Origin of the sequence: Pseudomonas sp. G.S.17 (genome assembly GCF_038096165.1) — a bacterium.
Taxonomy (GTDB): Bacteria; Pseudomonadota; Gammaproteobacteria; order Pseudomonadales; family Pseudomonadaceae; genus Aquipseudomonas.
Window position 1 is genome coordinate 3,949,133 of record NZ_CP151076.1, and the last position, 20,167, is coordinate 3,969,299.

A 20,167-nucleotide genomic window follows, 5' to 3' on the forward strand; every position below is an offset into this window, starting at 1 on the left:
TTCGCCGCACGGGCTACGTTGGCGGCCAGCACCGTGACCTGATGAGAACACGATGGCTGATCTACCGATTGACGACCTCAACGTTTCTTCCAACGAGACTCTGATCACGCCGGATCAGCTCAAGCGTGAAATCCCGTTCACCGCTGCCGCCTTGCGCACCGTGAGCCAGGGCCGCGAAGTTATCCGCAACATCCTCGACGGCAAGGATCATCGCCTGTTCGTGGTGATCGGGCCGTGCTCGATCCACGACATCAAGGCTGCCCACGAATACGCCGAACGCCTCAAGGCGTTGGCTGCGGAAGTGTCCGACACACTGTATCTGGTCATGCGCGTCTATTTCGAGAAGCCGCGTACGACCGTCGGCTGGAAAGGTCTGATCAACGATCCGTATCTGGATGACTCGTTCAAGATTCAGGATGGCCTGCACATCGGTCGTCAACTGTTGCTGGACCTCGCTGAAATGGGCCTGCCGACCGCAACCGAAGCGCTCGACCCGATCTCCCCGCAATACCTGCAGGACCTGATCAGCTGGTCGGCCATCGGCGCACGCACCACCGAATCCCAGACTCACCGGGAAATGGCTTCGGGCCTGTCCTCGGCGGTCGGCTTCAAGAACGGCACCGACGGCGGCCTGACCGTGGCGATCAACGCCTTGCAGTCCGTTTCCAGCCCGCACCGGTTCCTCGGCATCAATCAGGAAGGCGGCGTCTCCATCGTCACCACCAAGGGCAACGCCTACGGTCACGTGGTGCTGCGCGGCGGTAACGGCAAGCCAAACTACGACTCGGTGAGCGTCGCGCTCTGCGAGCAGGCGCTGAACAAGGCCAACATCAAGCCGAACATCATGGTCGATTGCAGCCACGCCAACTCCAATAAAGATCCGGCCCTGCAGCCGCTGGTCATGGAAAACGTTGCCAACCAGATTCTGGAAGGCAACCAATCGATTATTGGTCTGATGGTTGAAAGTCATCTGAATTGGGGTTGTCAGGCAATTCCGAAAGATCTGTCTGAACTGCAATACGGCGTATCCGTGACCGATGCCTGCATCGATTGGGAAAGCACCGAAAAAACCCTGCGCAGCATGCACGCTAAACTCAAGGATGTGCTGCCCAAGCGCGAACGCGGTTAAGCCCGTACGCAAACACAAAAACGCCGAGCAAATGCTCGGCGTTTTTCATTGCACGGTCAGTCGAAGGCGTAAGTCAGATCTTGGCGGCCTGGCGCTGGTTACGTTCCATGTAACGCTCGACATAGGAACATGACGGAATCACGGTGTATCCCATTCTGTCGGCATAATCGAGCGCCTGCTCGGTAAGCGCCGCAGCAATACCCCTGCCACGCAGGGCATTGGGTACGAAGGTCCGGTAAATATCCAGAGTCTGCTTACCCAGGTCCATATAGGTCAGGTAGGCACGGTGACCTTCAATATTGATCTCGAACTGGTGACCGTTCTGATCATGGTGGATGGACAACGCCTCGCTCATCACTACTCCTCGCGGGTCTTGGAATTGGACCCCTACCTTACCGATGTTTTTCCGGCGAAGGAACATCTACGCCACCCCGTGCCTGTTTTGGACACCGAGAAGAGCTTTGCTGATCCCAACAAAAGAGCACCTGCAAATAGTAGGCGTCATTGGGGAATATGCTCAAGCGTGTCGACCGCAAAAAATCGCGATTGAACATCTGATGACTCAGATAGTTATGCCGATCCTCACCGAATCTTGTCGATTGAGACGTGCTGGCCCGTTGAAAGTCACGCGCAGACTTGGTAAACGCATGGGCAATTAGCTGCAGGCGTTAATGGCAAAGGTGTGAGTCGTTTACTACCCTTGAATGCAGCGAAGGCACTTTCTTTGGCCGGCCCGGCAATTCTGCGCTTCGCCATCAACCTAAACTAAACAGTCGCCAGCCAGCGATAATTCAAGACAAACCGCATGAGAAGTTTCACCGAACACTCTCAAAGCCAAGAAATTTGTCTGCTTCTTGCGCTTGGTCAGTTTACTTACTACAAACAATGGGTAGTATGTACGCCGGTCATTTTCTCACTTTCGAGAGATGACTAAATTGAAAAAAAGTCCTTGAAGGGGAACACGATGAACAACGTTCTGAAATTCTCTGCTCTGGCTCTGGCTGCAGTTCTGGCCACCGGTTGCAGCAGCGTATCCAAAGAAACCGAAGCTCGTCTGACAGCTACAGAAGACGCAGCAGCTCGTTCGCAAGCACGCGCTGATGAAGCCTATCGCAAGGCTGACGAAGCTCTGGCTGCTGCTCAAAAAGCTCAGCAAACTGCTGACGAAGCCAACGAGCGCGCTCTGCGTATGTTGGACAAGGCTAGCCGCAAGTAATAATCCCTCGGGATTATTGATAAGCCGACCCGGTTCCGGGTCGGCTTTTTTGTGCCTGCGATTTTTTGGTTGGCTAGCGCAAATCCTGTTGGCGAGGCTTGCCCGCGAAAAACAAGAACGCGGTGCGTTGCTACAGCGCAGTGCTTGGTTCGCGGGCAAGCCTCGCTCCAACGAGAGCCAGTAACCCGAGCCCGTTTTACTGCAACGGCACCGGATTGCTCGCAGCCACCGCCGAACCCGGCACCGCGATCTCTACCGGCATGCCATCTTCAGCGGCCACTACGTCGCGAACCAGATCCCAGTTCATGCGCAGGTTATTGGCCAGGTCTTCGCGCTTGAGCAAGGCGTTGATCACCGCCGTGTGCTTGTCCACGATTGACGGATTGCCACTTTCGTCGAGCGGTGTGTGCGCTTCGAGATAAACCTTGCCGCCGCTAATACCAAATTTGTAGGGCTCGCTCATGATCCGCACCGGCGTGCCAACGGGGGCCATGCCCGCCAGTTCGAGCACGTTGTTGTTGTACATGCGGAAGCAGCCATGGCTGGTGCGCATGCCGATGCCGAATTTCTTGTTGGAACCGTGAATCAGGTAACCGGGCAAGCCCAGGCCAAACTTGAAGGGGCCCAGCGGATTGTCAGGCCCGGCCGGCACTACGCCTGGCAACGGATCGCCATCAGCGGCGTGCTCGGCACGAATCGAAGCCGGCGGCGTCCAGGTCGGGTTGGGCGTCTTGGCGATGATCTTGGTCAGTGCAATCGGTGAACCCCAACCCTCGCGGCCGATACCCAGCGGATAGGTGTGTACGACGTTCTGGCCTTTGGGATAGTAGTAAAGGCGGTACTCGGCGAGGTTGATGACGATCCCTTCGCGCGGGCCCGGCGGCAGCACGAAGCGGGTCGGCAAGACGATTTGCCGGCCAGCGCCCGGCAGCCATGGATCGATGCCCGGGTTGGCCGCGATCATCTCCAGATAACCCAGATCGTACTGGGTACCCAGGTCGGCGAAGGTGTCTTCGTATTTGGCCGTAACCGTCTGCACCTGGCCGACGATATCTTCGCCAGGCGGTGGCAGGGGAAATTCCAAAGCGGAAACGGAGCCCGCCGCACACAGTGCAGCAAGCGACAGACAGCGGGTAACGGCTGGAATGCGCGACAACATCCGGGGAATCCTTGGCAACGACGGCGGGTAGAAAGAAGCGAATTGTACACCGCTGCCAAGGCAATCGGGAGGCGGCGTGCTATTACTCGTTGAAGCGCAATTCCGGCCAGATCGGCCGTGTCCCGCGCTTCTGCGCCTCGACGATGGCACGGCACAATGAGCACAAGCGCTCGTCGCGAAATACCGTCCTTTCCACCGCCGACCAACGCGGCTGAGCCGGCAGCAACGTGCCGCACAGCGTCCGGTCGATGGTACCGCCCAGCTCAAGTTGCCGGGCAACCAGATGCACCTTTACTTCCTGGCACGCGAACAGGTCGAGCTGTTCATCAGGCTCGATCAGTTGATAGGCATACAGGGACCAGGCGGGACGGGGCATGGAGGGCTCCAGATCGGGGGGCGCCACCTTAGCCGAAAGCCCCCCGCTAGAAAAGCCTCAAAGCAGCGGTTTTAACGTCGGCCAGACATTTTCCAGCAACTTGCCCTGGGCTCCGGCAGCCGGATGCAGTCCATCGGCCTGCATCAACTCGGGAATGCCGCCCACGCCTTCAAGGAAAAACGGCACCAGCGGCACCTTTTTCTCTTCCGCCAGGGTGCTGTAGACCGCTTTGAACGCATTGGTGTAGCGCGGCCCATAGTTGGGCGGGATCTGCATGCCCAGCAGCAAGACCTTGGCGCCCGCCTCCCGGGACTTGTCGATCATCGTTGCAAGATTTTGTTGCAAAGAAGCTGGCTGCTGGCCACGCAGGCCATCATTGCCGCCCAACTCAAGGATCACCAGTTCCGGCTTATGCTCTGCAAGCAGCGCAGGCAGCCGCGCCTGACCTCCCGCACTGGTGTCGCCACTGATGGATGCATTGACCACTTTGTCGGTGAAACCTTCCTGTTTCATGCGTTGTTCCAGCAGCGATACCCATCCCACGCGGGTATCCAGGCCGAAAGCCGCGCTGATACTATCCCCAACGATCAACACCGTGCCCGCCGCCGCTCCTTGTGACAGCAGCAGCAACCCCAGGCCAGCACTTAAAAACCACGCACGCATCGGATTCTCCATGAGTGAAAGTATTCTCAGTGCTCTGAGCCTCAGTAAAGTGGTCCCCAGCACCGAAGGTGACCTGACCATCCTGCACGAACTCTCTCTGGAACTAAACAAGGGCGACAGCCTGGCCATCGTCGGCGCCTCGGGTTCGGGCAAGTCCACGCTGCTCGGTTTGCTCGCCGGCCTCGACCTGCCCAGCGCCGGTGCCGTGGTTCTGGCCGGACGCAACCTCAGCGAGCTGGACGAAGACCAGCGCGCCCGGGTCCGCTCCGAACACGTGGGTTTTGTGTTTCAGTCGTTCCAGTTGCTGGACAGCCTGAATGCGCTGGAAAACGTCATGTTGCCCATGGAACTCAAAGGCCGCAACGACGCCCGCGAACAGGCCCGCGTGCTGCTTGAGCGGGTCGGCCTCGGCAAACGTCTGACCCACACGCCGCGCCAGCTTTCCGGTGGCGAACAGCAGCGGGTCGCCATTGCCCGCGCCTTTGCCGCCGACCCTGACGTGCTGTTCGCCGATGAACCCACCGGCAATCTGGACAGTCACACCGGCGAACGGATCAGCGATCTGTTGTTCGAACTGAACAAGGAGCGCGGCACGACTCTGGTTCTGGTTACCCACGACGAACGTCTGGCCCACCGCTGCCGACGCCTGATCCGACTCGAAGGTGGCCGTCTGGTCGCCCCACTGGAGCCTTGATGGCACGCCTGCCTTTTGTTCGCCTGCTCAACCTTGCTGTCCGCCAACTGCTGCGCGATGCCCGCGCCGGTGAATTGCGGGTGTTGTTCTTCGCCCTGTTGGTGGCCGTTGCCGCCAGCACCGCCATCGGCTATTTCGGCGCCCGCCTGAACGGCGCCATGCTGATGCGCGCCACGGAGTTTCTGGGCGCCGATCTGGTGCTTGAAGGATCGAGCCCGGCCAAGCCACAGCAGATCGAGGCAGGCCAGGCGCTCAAGCTGGATCATTCCCAAGTGGTGATTTTCTCCAGCGTGATTGCCACCGATGCTGGCATTCAGCTGTCCAGCGTCAAAGCCGTCGACACTGCTTACCCACTGCGTGGCGAACTGAAAAGCGCCGCCGATCTGTATCAACCCGAACAAGTCAGCCAAGGCCCGAAACCCGGAGAAGCCTGGGCCGAGTCGCGGATGTTTCCCGCCGTTGACCTGAAAATCGGCGATGACATCGATGTCGGCTCGAAAACCCTCAAGCTCACTCGGGTGCTGACCTACGAACCGGACCGCGCCGGTAATTTCTACAGCCTCACGCCGCGAGTGATGATCAATCTGGCGGATTTGCAGGCCACCGGCGTCGTGCAGCCGGGCAGCCGCGTCAGCTATCGGGAAATGTGGAGCGGCCCGCCTGAAGCCCTCGCCGCCTATCGCAAGGCCATCGAACCGGGCATGGAACCCCATCAGGAAATCAAGGACGCTCGTGATGGCAGCCAACAGATCGGCGGCGCACTGGGCAAGGCTGAACGCTATCTGAACATGGCGAGTCTGGTGGCCGTGTTGCTGGCCGGGGTTGCCGTGGCGTTGTCGGCATCACGCTTCGCCGTGCGGCGCTTCGATGCCAGCGCGCTAATGCGCTGCCTGGGCCTGTCGCGTAATGAAGCATTGCTGCTGTTCAGCCTGCAACTGGCGATGCTCGGGTTGCTGGCCAGCCTGAGCGGCGCGTTACTGGGCTGGGGCGCGCAACTCGGCTTGTTTGCCCTGCTGCATGACTTGCTGCCTGCCGCCGTTCCGCCGGGCGGCCTGATGCCCGCAGTGGCTGGCATCGGCACCGGACTGGTGGCACTGGCCGGCTTCGCCCTGCCGCCACTCGCCGCTTTGGGCCGGGTTCCACCCTTGCGCGTGCTGCGCCGGGACATGCTGCCAATCCCCGCCAGTTCCTGGCTGGTGTACGGCGCCGCGTTACTGGCGCTGGGCCTGATCATGTGGCGGCTGAGCCTGGATCTGGTGCTGACGTTCGCCTTGCTCGGCGGCGGCGTGATTGCCGCCGTGGTCCTCGGCGGTCTGCTGTTGCTGGCCTTGAAAAGCCTGCGTCGCTTGCTGGCGGGCGCTTCGTTGCCGTGGCGTCTCGGCTTGGGTCAGTTACTGCGTTATCCACTGGCCGCAGCAGGACAATCCCTGGCCTTCGGCCTGATCCTGTTGTCGATGGGCTTGATCGCCCTGTTGCGCGGCGAGCTGCTCGACACTTGGCAAAACCAGCTGCCCAAGGACGCACCGAATTACTTCGTGCTCAACGTGCTGCCTGATGACAAGGACCGCTTCAGCCAACAGTTGACGCAGATCTCGACCCATTCGGCGCCGCTTTACCCCGTCGTGCCGGGCCGTTTGATGAACATCAATGACAAGCCGGTCAGCGATTTTGTCACCAAGGATTCCCGAGGCGAAAATGCCACGCGCCGGGATCTGAACCTGACCTGGGCCGCTGACTTGCCGGAAGGTAACAAGGTCACGGCCGGCAATTGGTGGCAGGCCCCGGCCGACGCCTCCGCCGCGACGACTCCGGGGGTTTCGGTGGAGGCCAAGCTGGCTGACAGCCTGAGCATCAAGCTGGGTGATCGCCTGAGTTTCAATGTCGGCGGGCTGACCCGTGACGCTGTGGTCACCAGCTTGCGGGACATCAACTGGGACACGTTCCAGCCCAACTTCTTCATCATCTTCGAACCCGGCACTCTGCAGGATCTGCCCACCACCTACATGACCAGTTTTTACCTGCCGCCGGGCAAGGACAAACAGATCGTCGACCTGTCGCGCACGTTCCCGTCGATCAGCCTGCTGGGCGTCGAAGCGTTGCTGGCACAGGTGCGCAGCATCCTCGATCAGGTCACATTGGCGGTGCAGTTCGTCTTGCTGTTCGTGCTGGCAGCGGGCATCGCGGTGCTGTTCTCAGGCTTGCAGGCAACCCTCGACGAGCGCATCCGCCAGGGCGCGCTGGTACGTGCGTTAGGCGCCGAGCGAGCGTTGCTGGTCAAGGCGCGGCGTATCGAGTTCGGCTTGCTGGGCGCGGTGAGTGGTTTGCTGGCGGCGCTGGGTTGTGAGCTGGTGAGCTTCGCCCTGTATCGCTACGCCTTCGATCTGGTCTGGTACCCCCACGCGTGGCTGCTGTTGCTGCCGGTGATGGGTGCGCTGCTGGTCGGTGGCGCAGGCGTGTTCGGCACGCGGCGGGCGCTGAATGTCAGCCCGCTGACGGTGTTGCGCGAGGGTTGAATGCTGATGGCTGCTTCGCTGATCGGGTTAATCAGCGAGGCAGCCATCAGCCGGGATAGGTGATGCTATTGATCCACCACACCATCTCGCCATTCGGCGTCTGCACCACGGTTTCATCGCCCTCTTCTTTCTTCAGCAGCGCGCGCGCCATCGGTGAGTCGATGGAAATGTAATCGTTGCGACCGTAGATCTCGTCGTAACCCACCACGCGGAATTTCTTGATCTCCCCCGCGTCATTTTCGATCTCGACCCAGGCGCCGAAAAACACCCGACCTTCCTGCTCCGGCGAGTAGGCAACCACGCGCACGTCCTCAAGACGCTTGCGCAGATAGCGAACCCTGCGGTCGATTTCCCGCAGCAGTTTCTTGTTGTATTGGTAGTCGGCGTTTTCACTGCGATCGCCCAGTGACGCCGCCCACGTCACCTTGCGCGTGGTGTCCGGCCGCTTCTCCCGCCACAGGTAATCCAGCTCCTGTTTCAGAGCTTCATGGCCTTCCTTCGTGATGATGTTGGTGCTCAACAGGCGGGTCTCACTGTCTCATTGGCAAATGCAACTCAGCAGCGAGTAATCAATCCTTGCCGCGCAATACGCGTCAGATTGCGAATCACCTCTTCGGCATGCTCGGCATCCGGCGCTTGCAACACCGCCAGATCGAATTGATCGTCCTTGAACTGCGCGAGGGATTGCAGGGTGTCGACGAACTGGATCAGGAATGCATGCGGCCCGCCATTACGTCGTGGCCAGCCATCCAGGTAACGCAGCAATGTCGGTTGATGGGAACCGCCCAAGAGGATCTTTGGATTTTTACGCGCGAACTGAGTGGCGATGGGGGAAATGCGAACAACGGGATGCAGACGGGTCATGATGTCATGTCTCAGCCTCAATAAATCCGCTGGGCAGCGGTGAGAGGCAACACCGAACCAACGCTTTAGCGGTATTTCGAAGTCCTGAGACTTCTATCGGCAAGCATCATGCTTACCTGGCGCCCCGCAAGTAGTTGTTTAAATCGGCGCATGAGCAGCATCGTAGAGAAGCCGCCAGCTAATTGTCAAATGCCATCGTTCGGGGCGTCTCTGCCGGTTTTGTTGATCGGGGATATATCTGTTGGGGAATGGCGGGTTGGGGTTCGATCAATAGCAGGAGCAGCCATGTTTCTGTGGGAGCGAGCTTGCTCGCGAAAAACGAACGGAAACCGGGTTTATCCAGACAGCACGCGTCATCGTTGACTTCCTTCGCGAGCAAGCTCCCCACAAGGAGGCCAGCGCTCACGGCGTAGATCTGTGTCGCCGCCGTTAAACCTCGCGAATAAATTCGCTCCTACAGTTGAGATACGGTCCACACCGCCCCGTCAAACCACGCTGGCCGGAATTCGATGTTGATTTGGAGGGTAAACCGGCAGGACGCCGGTTTAGCCGCACTGGGCCAGGGATGGCCCTTTGCGGCGGCCCTCCAAATCAATGTCGGATGACGGGCATGCCGAGCCAAAGCGAGGGACCGAGTGGTGGGGCAAGAGCGTTTGGTTACTTTCGCGCTTTTCGAAAGTGAGGCGCCGTAAGGGCGCAACCCTAAGCCGCCGTTACCGCAACAACAGATATGTACGCATTCCCCTGTAGCAGCGAATTTATCCGCGACACAGGTGGAATGCGGTCCGCACAGGACGGGAGCCAATCAATCACCGATAGCCCGATCCACCGACGCCTTGCCCGCACCCTCGATCAATACCGCAATCACGCCGCCGAGCAACGCCAAGGCAAACTCATAACCGTTGTTGGCCATGAACAACCCGTGACTGATATGCACCGAGAAAATCGCCACCACCAGCGTCAGCGCAAGCACTACCGCAGCCGGGCGGGCCAACAGACCTATCACCAGGCCCAGGCCGCCGAAGAACTCCGCGCTGCCCGACAGCAACGCCATCAGATAACCAGGGTTCAGACCCAGGCTGGCCATGTATTGTCCGGTGCCTTCCAGGCCGTAGCCGCCAAATGCGCCGAACAGCTTCTGGCTGCCGTGAGCGATAAAAATGATGCCGACCAGGATACGCACGATGGTCAGACCGTAACCGGCACGGGTAGTGAAAACTGCTTTGATCAGAGGGCTCATGCTGCTCATTCCATTAGTGAAGTAATGGCGCCATCATAATCGGATATGCTCATATGATAAGCGCATAAAACCCATCATACCTATCAGTAACTTCGATCACTTCCTGACTGTCAGCTTTCCGGGTCGGGTGTCTTCCAGAGAGTCGCGCTCGCGATCAAACGCCAGATAATATTTGTTCACACTATTAACGTAGCTCACCACGCCCATTCCAGCCTGTTCCATCGCCACGCGCTCAGTCTGGAAAAACCATTGATCCGGATTCAAGCCACGCCGCTTGGCCTCGAGACGCATGCCCTGCACACGCTCCGGACCAAGGTTGTACGCGGCCAGGGTAAAGGCCATGCGTTCGCGCTCATTGAACCTGGGGCCGGCAAAAAACTTGCGGCGGATCAACGCAAGGTATTTGGCCCCGGCCTGAACATTATTGTCGGCTGTCTGGATATTACCCACGCCGACCCGTTGCGCGGCCGATGGCGTGATCTGCAGCAGGCCGGTGGCGCCGCCGCTGCCTTTGGCACCCGGATCCAGCGCTGATTCCTTGAATGCCAGGGCCGCCAGATTCAGCCAGTCCATGCCCTGAGCATCTGCGTGACGCTGCAACATCGGGCGCAGTTCTTCCAGACGCTGGCGATCTGCGCGGGCCAGAGGATTGTGTACGCGATAAAGATTTTTATAGGCCTTCTGGAACGCAACGTCCTGGTTGGCGGGCGCACGATAGGTTTTGAGGAAGCTGTCGATCGTGGCGTGCAACACCGACGCGTCCTGGCGCACGTACCAGTTCATGTCGCTGCCGGTGCTCAGGGTCAACGCCCGGTCGACGCGCAGTTTCGGCATGACCCGCACCCAGCGCTCGGCAATCGGCTGCTCGACTACGGTCAGGTGAAAGATGCCCGCCTGGACCATTTCCAGCACATCTTCCACCGCCAGACTCGGATCAACCCACTCGATCTTCACCGGCGGCAGCTTGCGCAACGCCAGGCGCTGGTTCAACTGGTGCACCGCTTCATCGGCCGCACTGCCCGCCGACAGACTCAAGGTGCGGCCGGACAGTTGCTCCACATGTTTGAAGCCGCGCTCGCCCTTGACTCCGATCAGCACCAACGGCACCTGGCTGACGATGGGCGCGCTGGCCTCGATGCCCTTCACGCCCGTGGCATCGAGCAGTTCACCCGGCGCAACCAGATCGCCCTCGCCGCGTCGCAATGCGCTGAGCAACTGAGTCTTGGCTTTGGGAATGATTTTGAAGGTGATCTGCTGGCCGTCGCGGGAATGACTGTTGAGGTATTTCTCGAAGGCCTGGAGACGGTGATATTCGACGCCGATCTCTTCGCCCTGCACATCGCCGGAACTGTTGCGGCTCTGGTTGACCAGCACGCGCAACACCTTGCTGCTGCGGATAGCGGCCAGGTCCCGGACCTGGGTTTTGTGCTGCACCAGTTGCGGACCAGCCTGACGCGCGTTCGCCGGGAACGGTGCCAAGGTCAACAGAAAAACCACGGGGACAATCAAGGCTCGGATCATTCACTCTCCAGGGAAATGCCGGTTCAATAGCATGGAAAAAACGGGGGAATTACAGGCACGGGCTTAGCGCGACTGATGTCGAATCTATCAACCGGACTGAATAACAGCGCTCAATCAGTTGAATTGACTGGGTTTCTTATTAATTACCGAAGCTCTGATATCCTCAGCGGTCTCCGGCTTGAGGTAGCACCATGCAACTCATCGACATCGGCGTCAATCTGACAAATCCCAGCTTCGCCTCGCAACGACAGGCGGTTCTCGATCGAGCCTATGCCGCGGGCGTCTGTCAACTGGTCGTTACCGGCACCAGTATCGAGGGCAGCGAACAGGCTTTGCAGCTCTGTCACGAACTGGATGAAGATGCCAGGCACCTGTTCAGCACTGCGGGAATTCATCCCCATTCAGCGAGCGATTGGACCACCGATACCGAGCAACAGTTGCGTGCCCTGCTCAAAGAAAATCGCGTGCGCGCCGTCGGCGAATGCGGTCTGGATTTCAATCGCGATTTCTCCCCACGCCCGCAACAGGAAAAAGTCCTGGAGGCGCATCTGGCGTTGGCGGTCGAATTGCAATTGCCCGTATTTCTTCACGAACGCGACGCCAGCCAGCGTCTGCTGGAGATTCTGCGCGACTATCGCGACCGTCTTCCCGCCGCTGTCGTGCATTGTTTTACCGGCGAACAACGAGCATTGTTCAGCTATCTGGACCTTGATCTGCACATCGGCATCACCGGCTGGATCTGCGATGAGCGCCGTGGTACGCACCTGCATCCGCTGGTCCGCGACATTCCCCGTGGTCGTTTGATGCTGGAAAGCGATGCGCCGTACCTGCTGCCGCGTACCTTGCGACCCAAGCCGAAAAATGGCCGCAACGAACCGGCCTACCTGCCCGAAGTGTTGCGCGAAGTGGCTCTGCATCGGGGCGAAACCGAGGAAGACCTGGCCGCCCACAGCAGCCGCTGCGCACGCACTTTTTTCGACTTGCCCGAGCTTGCGGACGCTCACGTCTGACGTGCGCTTGACCCAAATCAACATATTCTCTGAACATTGGCTCATCATGGTGGCACCTTGCCGCACGTCTACCCACGACTAACCAAAGAAGACCTCTTATGGGCACCTGGCTTAGCAACCTTTCGCTGAAGTACAAGTTCTGGGCCGTGAACGCGGTCGCTTTCATTACCACGCTGTTGCTGGTGGTCTATGCCTCGCAACTCGAACAACAGGCACGCGTCGATGGCGCTCGTCAGTCCGCCCAGGCGCAAGCGCGACTGATCGGTTCGTGGCCCGCCGCACAAGCGGTTCCCGCTGGCAGCGATGTGTTGGTCATTCCTCAGGGCCAAACCCCGAAATTCAAGGATCAGTCATTGCCGCAACTGGCCAGCGGCACAGGCTGGGTCGAGCTGAACCTGCAACCGTCGGCGGATGAAAATACCCTGATCGGCGCTCAGGTCGTGGCGCGTGCTGACGGGCAGCGCGTCGCGCTCCTGGCCTTCGCGCCAAGCCTGACGCAAGTCCTGGAAGCTCGCTTCGTCAACTACGCCATTGCCGTATTTGTCCTGATGCTGGCCATGCTCTGCGCGTCGCAGTTGCTGATTCGCTTCCTGCTCAGCCAGCTCAACACCCTCAAGGACGTCATGCTGCACGTGGAGAAAAGCGGCGATCTGTCGGCGCGCGTGCCGCTGACTGGCGATGATGAAGTGGGTCAGATGGCCAAGGCCTTCAACGCGATGCAGGCCGGTTATCAACGCGTGGTCAACACCGTTGCCCAGACCGCTGCACGTCTGGATCAGGGCGCTGCGCATCTAGCGGCCGGCATGAATGACGTGCGCCACGGCATGCTCGGCCAGCAGAGTGAAACCGATCAGGTCGCCACCGCGATCAACGAGATGTCCGCCACCGTTTATCACATTGCCCAACACGCCAGCACCACGCGCGATCAGTCGCAGACTGCCGACACCCTGGCTGGCGGCGGCAAGGCCGTGGTCGAACGGGTTCAATTGTCTATCGCAGGTTTGTCCACCGGCGTGCAGCAAACCGCCGAGATGATTCAGCGCCTGGCCGAAGACAGTCAGAAGATCAACGGCGTGGTCGGCGTGATTCACAGCATTGCCGAACAGACCAACCTGTTGGCGCTCAACGCGGCCATCGAGGCCGCACGGGCCGGTGAAATGGGCCGTGGCTTTGCCGTCGTCGCAGATGAAGTGCGCAACCTGGCCAAGCGCGTGCAGACCTCCACCGATGAAATCACCACCATGGTTTCCGCGTTGCAGGCTGGGACTCGCGACGCGGTGGATTTCATGCAGGACAGCTCCTTCAAGGCGGACGAATGCGTGCAGCAGGCTCAGGAAGCCGGCGATGCACTCGCCGCTATCGCCGGCGCGGTTGCGCAGATGCGCGAGAGCAACACGCAGATCGCCGTCGCCGCGCAGCAGCAAAGTCAGGTTGCCGAAGACATGAATCGCGCCGTGGTCAGCATTCGTGATGTGACTGAACGCACTGTGAACCAGACCGTGGATTCCGCCACCACCAGTAGCGAGCTCGCGACCCTGGCCGGTGAGCTGAGCAAGGCCATCGGTCAACTCAAGCTGTAACGGCAACGGCCCTATTGCACCGATAGTCAGGCTTGATTCGCTGCATTCGCGAGTCAGGCCTACGCTTCAGGTATCGATTTGATGCAGTGAAGAGGACAGCAGTAATGACCAAGCGACTTTCCAATCTCCACACGTGGCAATGGCACGCCGATAATCACCGCCCTCCAGCCAACCTTGTGCTGAATGTCCTCGCGCGGCCGCTGTTTATCCTTGCGGCGCTGCTGATCGTCGACGGCCTGATTTCCTGCAGCTTTTCGTCACTGGCAATTGGCGTGATCGGTTTGATTGCCGGGTTGGGGATTCAGCGGCACGGGTGTTGAATGGTTTGAATCCCGTGGGACCGGATTCATCCGGGAAGGTATTGGCAGCAGGCCCGTTGGAGCGAGGCTTGCCCGCGAAGGCTTTGTGGCAGGCGATATATCTGCTGCGCCCGCTGCAACGCCTTCGGGAATAAATTCCCTCCTACACACGAGCGCGCGCCCCCAACAAGTCTCCTACCCAAACACCGTCACCGTCTGCCGACTGATCGCCACCAACTCGCCGGCTGGCGACCAGAGCATTGCGGCAGTGTGGCCATAGCCATCACGGGCATGTTCGATCACTGCGCGATACGTGCACCAGTCATGAATGCTCAACTGCGGTAGCGGCTGGACGAATTCGATGGTCCAGGTCAGCGAACTGCCCGGGGCCGGTTTGCTCAAATGCGGCAGCAGCGCTGGCGGCCAGGTGTCGACCAAGGCCAACAGATGCGCCTCGGTGAGACGCCCTTCTTCGACTTCGCGAAAGCGCACATACCCACCGATGGCAGGCGAAGGCGTGTTGCTGAATGGCATCCCGCCCAAGCCCCAACGCATGTCCATGAAACGCAAATACTCAGGCATCACGCCGCTGATAAAGGGCAGCTGAGGGCATTCTGCGAAGGGTTTGAGGTTTGGCGCCGGATCGGCCTGCACGGCAATCACCGACTCGCGCGGCGCACCGAAGCTGCCTTGCATCAGCGTCATGACCTGGCCGTTTTGCATGGCGCGACCCAGCACCTGGCTGACCGCCTTGCCTTCACGCAGGACTTCGACTTCGAACGAGATCGGCACATCCGGCTCCGCAGGCCCGACGAAGGTGATTGCCAGGGAGCGTACCGGCCGGTTTTCCGGGACCCTGGCGCGCATGGCTTCGTATTGCAAAGCGGCCATCAGGCCACCAAAACACGCCCTTCCCTGCCCCCACTCGGCCGGGATCGTGACAGACAGCGGGTTATCGTTGACTGCGTTGACCAACTCGGAAAAGTTCATGCTCACCACCAAAAATGAAGGATCTGAAATCTGCAACGATCTTAACCAGCTGTTGATCGGCGTGCAGGCTCCATATCCGCCATTTCTGCGGGGTGATTGCAAAAGAGGTTCGTCAACAGCTGCTCAGGACTTGCCGTTGAAGCACGCCTTCGCCAGACGTTTGAGTGATACGTCGGCCTTTTTCTCCGCGCGCACGATGCCCAGATGCCAGCCGGCAATGCAGGGGGCCAGATCCCGTTGCTGCCCGGCCTGCGCCAGCCATTGCAGGTGATCGTGCCAGTTGCCCAATGTCCCTTGAGCATCCTTCAGGCACGCCTGGGTCTTGGCCGACTGATGACTGAGTTGCGGGTAAGCTTCAGCGGCGTAGCGCACCCGTTTGATCAGCAAACGCAGACGATGTCGGTCATGGGCAGGATCGGCCATGGCTTCGCTGAGCTTTTTCCATTGTTTGTCGATGCGCTTTTCGATGCTTTGACGCAAGCCACTCAACAGCTTCTGGCGCTGCTGGACGCGAATGAAACCCGGAAATTGATCAAGCATGCCAAACAGTCGATTGAGTTCCGTCGATTCAGCTACGCGCTGATAAGCCTGGCTGACTTGATCGGTACGCCAGCGCGCCGCTTCGGTCATCCCCAGTTCGGCGAGGTGTGCGGCCAGCACTTCCATGTCCCGCAGCGGCGTGGTCAGTTGACCTACCGCTTTGGCCGCCTCTTCCAGCTGCTCGACACCCGACAGTCCGCGCAACGGGCGCAGCAAGCTGCGTAGTCGACGCACCGTGGTACGCAAATCGTGCAGCGCTTCGCTGTCAGTGGAAGCCGTAAGTCGCGCGTGGCAGGCAAGCAATTTGATGTCGAGGGTTAAAATCTCTGCGACCAGATGGTCGACCATCGATGACATATCTTGATCCTTATTCGGTTTACTCACTGATACCCTTGGCCGCCGACAGACGCCAGGGCAAACGACGCCGCAAACGTTTCAAACAGCGACGCAGCTCAGCGGCCGAGGTCGTACGGCCCGCGTAGCGCTGCGCCTGAAATTCCTCGCAAAAGGCTTGGATCAGCTCCGCGTGTTCGGGAAGCGACAACCCGGCACGCCGGGCGAATTCCTGCACCCCTTCGCCGGGCATGCGCCGTAATCCGCGCCGCGCCAGCAAGCGCTCGAACGCGTTGAACAGACGCAGTTGCGAGTCGCTTTCACGCTGCCATGGCTTGAAAATCCACAGCGCAACCAACGCCAGCACCAATCCGGCCGCGCCAATAAACGCCGGAGCTTCCAGCCCGGAGAACCAGCGGTTGAACACTTGCAGCTGTTGTTGCCCTTGATAACCAAGGACCCAACGCTGCCAGCCGTAGTTCAAGTTATCCCAACTCAAGCGCAGGCCATTGATCCACGGCACGTTGCGATAGCGCAGCGCCGACATGGGCGAATCTTCGAGAAACGCCTCGTCGGCGGCCAGCGCCTGCTCCAGCCCTTGTTCGATACGTTGCGGCGCCACCGCTGCGGTCGGATCAACGCTGCGCCAGCCAATGCCCGGCTGCCAGTATTCGACCCACGCGTGCGCGTCAAACTGGCGCACGGTCAGGTAATTGCCGTCGGGGTTCAGTTCGCCGCCCTGATAGCCCGCCACTACCCGCGCCGGAATTCCTGCCGCGCGCAGCACGAAGGTCATGGCACCGGCGTAATGGGCACAGAACCCACGGCGACTGTCGAACAGAAAACTGTCGATGCTCTCCGGCCCCAGCGTCGGCGGCTTGAGGGTGTAATGAAAAGACTCACGGCTGAAGTAACCGAGCATGGCGTCAACCAGCGCGTCGGGTTTGGGATGGTTGCGCAGCAGATCGCTGGCCCATTGCCGCGCCTGGGGATTGCCCTTGGGCGGAAGTTGCAGATCCTGGCGCTGGATATTTTCGCTGAGCTGCCCATCGCGGGTCGCGTCCGGCCAGGAATTGACGCTGTACAGCAACGACTGCTCCACCGGGCGGCGGCGTTGCAGGCGGAAGTCACTCATCTGGCGCACGTCCGGCAGGCTGCTCTCGCCGACGTCCAGGGTCGACAGCCAGGGACGCCCGCTGGGCTCCATGACGATGCTGTAACTTACGGTTTCGCCATGTTTTTGCCATTGCGGTAGCTGTACCGTTTGCGCGCGCCCGGTCTGGGACCAGCGCCGACCGTCGAACTGCTCAAGGGTCAACGAGCGCCAGTACAACTGATTGCGCGCCGGTATCGCGCCGTCGAAACTGGCACGAAAGACCAGCGCGGCGGATTTGCTCAGTTCGGCGATATCCCCCGGTGCCATGCTATCGGAAAGCCCGGTCATCGCCTTGTTGCTCGGTTGCGGCAACGACCACAGCGGCTCCAGCCGGGGGAAGAACAAAAACAGCACCAGCATCAAAGGCACCGCTTGCAGCAGCAATTTGAGCGCCAGCTTGAGGCTATTGACGGGGTTGCCCGGCGCATCGGTCTGCTGCAAACCGATCAAGGCTGCCAGCAGCGTACTGACCGGCAACAGCGTGAATGCCGCCCACAGCAGGCTGTCTTCAAACAGATAACCCACCACCACGCAGAAAAAGCCGAGAAAGATCAGCACCAGCGCATCACGACGAGTGCGCATTTCCAGCATCTTCAGGATGAACGCGGCAATCAGTAGTGCCGCGCCGGCATCCAGTCCGACCAGACTGCCTCGGGCCAGATACACGCCGCCCGCCGTGCCCACCAGCAAGCCCGACTTGACCCAGGTTCCGGGAGGGCGGACGCGCATGCGGAAAATCTGCACGCGCCACAGGCTGCACGCCAGCCACAGACCCAGGATCGACCAGGGCACATGGGTAATGAACGGCACGATCACCAACGCCTGCGCCAGCAGCAACCACATCAGGCTGCCCCGAGGAATAGGCAGGCTCAGGCCGGAATCTGCGCTCATGGCTGACTACCGTACAACGCGAGGGCGCGCAGGCAAGTTTCGCGGTGTACTTCGCCACTGTCCGGCGGCGAGAAAAACCCCGGCAAGCGCAACGCAAACGGCTGATGACGTTGGGACAGGATCACCACCCAATAGCACAGCCGCGACAAGCGATCTTCGATATCACCGCCCAGCGCCATGAAATCCAGGCACAGGTCGTGGCCGCTCAAGTCAGTGAAATCCTTGACCAGCAGACCTTGCCCACGGGACCAGGCCTTCCAGTGCATGCGCCGGCGATTGTCGCCAGGCTGATAAGGCCGCAGGCCGTGATAATCATCCACGCCCGGTCGCTGAGTCGCCTCACCCTCATCGTCGGCGTGAGGCTGAACGCCCTTGAGCAGCGGCATCGCTCCGCCGATCGGCCGAGGAAAAACCAACGCGGTCTGTTCCAGGTCAAGCCAGCTCCACGCGCGCAGCAGGCTCAAGGGGAATACGCTTTCGACCCGCAGTCGCGGCGCGCGCAACCAGCCGCGATTTTCCGCAGGCAAGGTCAGCTCAATCTCGACAAGACCGTCGGCCATGACATCGACTTTCTGCAACTGGCTGGCGTCCCAGCCCACGGCAATGGCTTGCCGACTGTGCCCGGCGCTTTCCAGCCGCAAGCGCAAATGCACGGCCTCACCGACGAACACCGAGCGTGCCACTCCGGCGCTGAGAATCAGCCCGCTGACGTTGCGGTAAGTGTGCAAAATGCCCAGCACACTCATGGACATCAGCAGGAACGTCAGGCCATACGCCAGACTGTTCTGGTAGTTGATGGCGACCAGCAGCATCAAAAACAGCACCAGCGCGAACGTACCCCCGGTGCGCGTGGGCATGATGAAGATGCGCCGGTGATCAAGGGTGACGCGTGGCGCCGGGGGAATTCGCCGGGACAGCCAGCGTTGCCAGATCGGTTTGAGCTGTTCGATCAAAGCACCGGCACCTCGCGCAATAGCCACTGGACCAGCGCCCCGCTGCCATGCCCGGTCGATTCGGATCGCTCGCGCAAACGGTGGCCAACGACCGAGGGCAGCACGGCCTGCACGTCTTCGGGAATCACATAGTCGCGACCGATCAACAGCGCCCAGGCCCGTGCCGCCGACAGAATTGCCAGACTGGCGCGGGGAGAAAGCCCGTAGGCGAATTGCGGCTGACTGCGCGTGGCATCCACCAGCCGCAACACGTAATCCACCAACGCATCGCTGGCCCGCACCTGCCGCGCCTGCGCCTGCAACAACGCCAGCTCGGCATGGTTGAGCAGCGGTTGCAGGCGCGGCAGCAAATCCCGGCGCGATTCGCCCATGAGCAAGGCTTTTTCCGCCGATTTGGCGGGATAACCCAGGGAAAGCCGCATGAGGAAGCGATCCAGTTGCGATTCCGGCAAGGCAAAGGTGCCGCCCTGACTGAACGGGTTCTGGGTCGCAATCACAAAAAAAGGATCGGGCAGCAGCCGCGTGGCGCCCTCGATGGTCACCTGCCCTTCTTCCATGGCTTCGAGCAAGGCGCTCTGGCTTTTTGGCGTGGCGCGATTGATTTCGTCGGCCAGCACCAGTTCGGCGAAGATCGGCCCCGGATGAAAGGTGAACTGCCCGCTGTCGCGATCAAATACCGATGTGCCGAGAATGTCGCCAGGCAGCAGATCAGAGGTGAATTGAATGCGCTGGAAGCTTAAGCCCAACACCTTGGCCAAGGTATGGCTGAGCGTGGTCTTGCCCATGCCGGGCAAATCTTCAATCAATAAATGACCACCGCCGAGCAGGCACGTCATGGCCAGTCGGACTTGCGGTTCCTTGCCTAGCACCACCTCATTGATGGCGTTGAGGCACTCATCGAGTTTCCTGCCCATAGAAAAACACTCTCCAGGCGACTGCCTCTGACCCATTGGCTTGCGAACGACGCAATATATGCAGCCACTTTAAGGTCAGCGTAGGTCGTTTCGCCAGAGCGGGGAGGGAAAAGCTTGGAGATGAAG

Annotated in this window: 19 protein-coding genes and 1 pseudogene; 7 read left to right on the forward strand and 13 right to left on the reverse strand. The window is 60.1% G+C overall.

Going from position 1 to position 20,167, the window contains the following annotated elements; translation table 11 throughout:
* Positions 1 to 52: 52 nt before the first annotated feature.
* Positions 53 to 1,129: a 3-deoxy-7-phosphoheptulonate synthase gene (locus tag AABC73_RS18590; protein ID WP_065834591.1), complete on the forward strand. Its 1,077-nt coding sequence runs from the start codon at positions 53 to 55 to the stop codon at positions 1,127 to 1,129.
* A gap of 73 nt (positions 1,130 to 1,202) precedes the next feature.
* Here the strand turns inward: AABC73_RS18590 and AABC73_RS18595 are convergent, their stop codons facing one another.
* Complete coding sequence (locus tag AABC73_RS18595) at positions 1,203 to 1,484, reverse strand: GNAT family N-acetyltransferase (protein ID WP_020289269.1); 282 nt, start codon at positions 1,482 to 1,484, stop codon at positions 1,203 to 1,205.
* Positions 1,485 to 2,093: 609 nt separating this feature from the next.
* Between AABC73_RS18595 and oprI the strand changes: the two genes are divergently transcribed.
* Complete coding sequence (gene oprI, locus AABC73_RS18600) at positions 2,094 to 2,345, forward strand: outer membrane lipoprotei OprI (RefSeq protein WP_002553018.1); 252 nt, start codon at positions 2,094 to 2,096, stop codon at positions 2,343 to 2,345.
* A gap of 196 nt (positions 2,346 to 2,541) precedes the next feature.
* Here oprI and AABC73_RS18605 read toward each other — a convergent pair whose 3' ends face one another.
* The 3 genes from AABC73_RS18605 to AABC73_RS18615 all read right to left on the reverse strand — a co-directional run bounded on the left by AABC73_RS18605 (position 2,542) and on the right by AABC73_RS18615 (position 4,543).
* Positions 2,542 to 3,504 (reverse strand): L,D-transpeptidase family protein, encoded by a 963-nt coding sequence (locus tag AABC73_RS18605; RefSeq protein ID WP_341520432.1) that lies wholly within the window; start codon positions 3,502 to 3,504, stop codon positions 2,542 to 2,544.
* 82 nt (positions 3,505 to 3,586) lie between these two features.
* Positions 3,587 to 3,880, reverse strand: a complete 294-nt coding sequence (locus AABC73_RS18610) for a hypothetical protein (protein WP_065834589.1) — start codon at positions 3,878 to 3,880, stop codon at positions 3,587 to 3,589.
* A gap of 57 nt (positions 3,881 to 3,937) precedes the next feature.
* Positions 3,938 to 4,543, reverse strand: coding sequence for an arylesterase (locus tag AABC73_RS18615; RefSeq protein WP_065834588.1), 606 nt, complete (start codon positions 4,541 to 4,543; stop codon positions 3,938 to 3,940).
* A 10-nt stretch (positions 4,544 to 4,553) separates the two neighbouring features.
* Between AABC73_RS18615 and AABC73_RS18620 the strand changes: the two genes are divergently transcribed.
* Positions 4,554 to 5,237: an ABC transporter ATP-binding protein gene (locus tag AABC73_RS18620; protein ID WP_020289274.1), complete on the forward strand. Its 684-nt coding sequence runs from the start codon at positions 4,554 to 4,556 to the stop codon at positions 5,235 to 5,237.
* The gene (locus AABC73_RS18625) at positions 5,237 to 7,750 is read left to right on the forward strand and encodes an ABC transporter permease (RefSeq protein WP_341520433.1); all 2,514 of its coding nucleotides are present in this window, start codon (positions 5,237 to 5,239) and stop codon (positions 7,748 to 7,750) included. The genes AABC73_RS18620 and AABC73_RS18625 overlap by 1 nt, the downstream gene beginning before the upstream one ends.
* A 46-nt stretch (positions 7,751 to 7,796) precedes the next feature.
* Here AABC73_RS18625 and greB read toward each other — a convergent pair whose 3' ends face one another.
* The 4 genes from greB to AABC73_RS18645 form a co-directional block, all read right to left on the reverse strand.
* Entirely contained in the window at positions 7,797 to 8,270 is a 474-nt protein-coding gene (gene greB / locus AABC73_RS18630) for a transcription elongation factor GreB (RefSeq protein ID WP_341520434.1), read from the reverse strand.
* Between the two features lie 35 nt (positions 8,271 to 8,305).
* Positions 8,306 to 8,614 (reverse strand): class I SAM-dependent methyltransferase, encoded by a 309-nt coding sequence (locus AABC73_RS18635; RefSeq protein ID WP_341520435.1) that lies wholly within the window; start codon positions 8,612 to 8,614, stop codon positions 8,306 to 8,308.
* Positions 8,615 to 9,419: 805 nt separating this feature from the next.
* Positions 9,420 to 9,854 (reverse strand): DoxX family protein, encoded by a 435-nt coding sequence (locus AABC73_RS18640; RefSeq protein ID WP_341520436.1) that lies wholly within the window; start codon positions 9,852 to 9,854, stop codon positions 9,420 to 9,422.
* Between the two features lie 96 nt (positions 9,855 to 9,950).
* The gene (locus tag AABC73_RS18645) at positions 9,951 to 11,375 is read right to left on the reverse strand and encodes a transglycosylase SLT domain-containing protein (protein ID WP_341520437.1); all 1,425 of its coding nucleotides are present in this window, start codon (positions 11,373 to 11,375) and stop codon (positions 9,951 to 9,953) included.
* Positions 11,376 to 11,566: 191 nt separating this feature from the next.
* Between AABC73_RS18645 and AABC73_RS18650 the strand changes: the two genes are divergently transcribed.
* The 3 genes and pseudogenes from AABC73_RS18650 to AABC73_RS18660 all read left to right on the forward strand — a co-directional run.
* On the forward strand, positions 11,567 to 12,385 hold the full coding sequence (locus tag AABC73_RS18650; protein ID WP_065834580.1) for a TatD family hydrolase: 819 nt from the start codon (positions 11,567 to 11,569) through the stop codon (positions 12,383 to 12,385).
* Positions 12,386 to 12,483: 98 nt separating this feature from the next.
* Positions 12,484 to 13,965 (forward strand): methyl-accepting chemotaxis protein, encoded by a 1,482-nt coding sequence (locus AABC73_RS18655; protein ID WP_341520438.1) that lies wholly within the window; start codon positions 12,484 to 12,486, stop codon positions 13,963 to 13,965.
* Positions 13,966 to 14,069: 104 nt separating this feature from the next.
* Positions 14,070 to 14,279: pseudogene (locus AABC73_RS18660) on the forward strand (terminase); the annotation flags it as partial.
* 180 nt (positions 14,280 to 14,459) lie between these two features.
* On the opposite strand, the gene AABC73_RS18665 reads toward AABC73_RS18660, so the two are convergent.
* From AABC73_RS18665 to AABC73_RS18685, 5 genes are all read right to left on the reverse strand, one after another.
* Positions 14,460 to 15,254: a thioesterase family protein gene (locus AABC73_RS18665; RefSeq protein ID WP_341520439.1), complete on the reverse strand. Its 795-nt coding sequence runs from the start codon at positions 15,252 to 15,254 to the stop codon at positions 14,460 to 14,462.
* 123 nt (positions 15,255 to 15,377) lie between these two features.
* Positions 15,378 to 16,151 (reverse strand): CHAD domain-containing protein, encoded by a 774-nt coding sequence (locus tag AABC73_RS18670; protein WP_341520440.1) that lies wholly within the window; start codon positions 16,149 to 16,151, stop codon positions 15,378 to 15,380.
* Positions 16,152 to 16,170: 19 nt separating this feature from the next.
* Positions 16,171 to 18,174 (reverse strand): DUF3488 and transglutaminase-like domain-containing protein, encoded by a 2,004-nt coding sequence (locus tag AABC73_RS18675; RefSeq protein WP_341520441.1) that lies wholly within the window; start codon positions 18,172 to 18,174, stop codon positions 16,171 to 16,173.
* Positions 18,171 to 19,154, reverse strand: a complete 984-nt coding sequence (locus AABC73_RS18680) for a DUF58 domain-containing protein (RefSeq protein ID WP_341520442.1) — start codon at positions 19,152 to 19,154, stop codon at positions 18,171 to 18,173. Before AABC73_RS18680 ends, AABC73_RS18675 begins: the two co-directional genes overlap by 4 nt.
* The gene (locus AABC73_RS18685; protein ID WP_047575775.1) at positions 19,124 to 20,041 is read right to left on the reverse strand and encodes a MoxR family ATPase; all 918 of its coding nucleotides are present in this window, start codon (positions 20,039 to 20,041) and stop codon (positions 19,124 to 19,126) included. Before AABC73_RS18685 ends, AABC73_RS18680 begins: the two co-directional genes overlap by 31 nt.
* Positions 20,042 to 20,167: the final 126 nt, after the last annotated feature.

Coding starts and splice junctions, on each gene's coding strand:
- AABC73_RS18590 (WP_065834591.1), top strand. CDS start 53: ATGGCTGATCTACCGATTGACGACCTCAACGTTTCTTCCAACGAGACT.
- AABC73_RS18595 (WP_020289269.1), bottom strand. CDS start 1,484: ATGAGCGAGGCGTTGTCCATCCACCATGATCAGAACGGTCACCAGTTC.
- oprI (WP_002553018.1), top strand. CDS start 2,094: ATGAACAACGTTCTGAAATTCTCTGCTCTGGCTCTGGCTGCAGTTCTG.
- AABC73_RS18605 (WP_341520432.1), bottom strand. CDS start 3,504: ATGTTGTCGCGCATTCCAGCCGTTACCCGCTGTCTGTCGCTTGCTGCA.
- AABC73_RS18610 (WP_065834589.1), bottom strand. CDS start 3,880: ATGCCCCGTCCCGCCTGGTCCCTGTATGCCTATCAACTGATCGAGCCT.
- AABC73_RS18615 (WP_065834588.1), bottom strand. CDS start 4,543: ATGCGTGCGTGGTTTTTAAGTGCTGGCCTGGGGTTGCTGCTGCTGTCA.
- AABC73_RS18620 (WP_020289274.1), top strand. CDS start 4,554: ATGAGTGAAAGTATTCTCAGTGCTCTGAGCCTCAGTAAAGTGGTCCCC.
- AABC73_RS18625 (WP_341520433.1), top strand. CDS start 5,237: ATGGCACGCCTGCCTTTTGTTCGCCTGCTCAACCTTGCTGTCCGCCAA.
- AABC73_RS18635 (WP_341520435.1), bottom strand. CDS start 8,614: ATGACCCGTCTGCATCCCGTTGTTCGCATTTCCCCCATCGCCACTCAG.
- AABC73_RS18640 (WP_341520436.1), bottom strand. CDS start 9,854: ATGAGCCCTCTGATCAAAGCAGTTTTCACTACCCGTGCCGGTTACGGT.
- AABC73_RS18645 (WP_341520437.1), bottom strand. CDS start 11,375: ATGATCCGAGCCTTGATTGTCCCCGTGGTTTTTCTGTTGACCTTGGCA.
- AABC73_RS18650 (WP_065834580.1), top strand. CDS start 11,567: ATGCAACTCATCGACATCGGCGTCAATCTGACAAATCCCAGCTTCGCC.
- AABC73_RS18655 (WP_341520438.1), top strand. CDS start 12,484: ATGGGCACCTGGCTTAGCAACCTTTCGCTGAAGTACAAGTTCTGGGCC.
- AABC73_RS18665 (WP_341520439.1), bottom strand. CDS start 15,254: ATGAACTTTTCCGAGTTGGTCAACGCAGTCAACGATAACCCGCTGTCT.
- AABC73_RS18670 (WP_341520440.1), bottom strand. CDS start 16,151: ATGTCATCGATGGTCGACCATCTGGTCGCAGAGATTTTAACCCTCGAC.
- AABC73_RS18675 (WP_341520441.1), bottom strand. CDS start 18,174: ATGAGCGCAGATTCCGGCCTGAGCCTGCCTATTCCTCGGGGCAGCCTG.
- AABC73_RS18685 (WP_047575775.1), bottom strand. CDS start 20,041: ATGGGCAGGAAACTCGATGAGTGCCTCAACGCCATCAATGAGGTGGTG.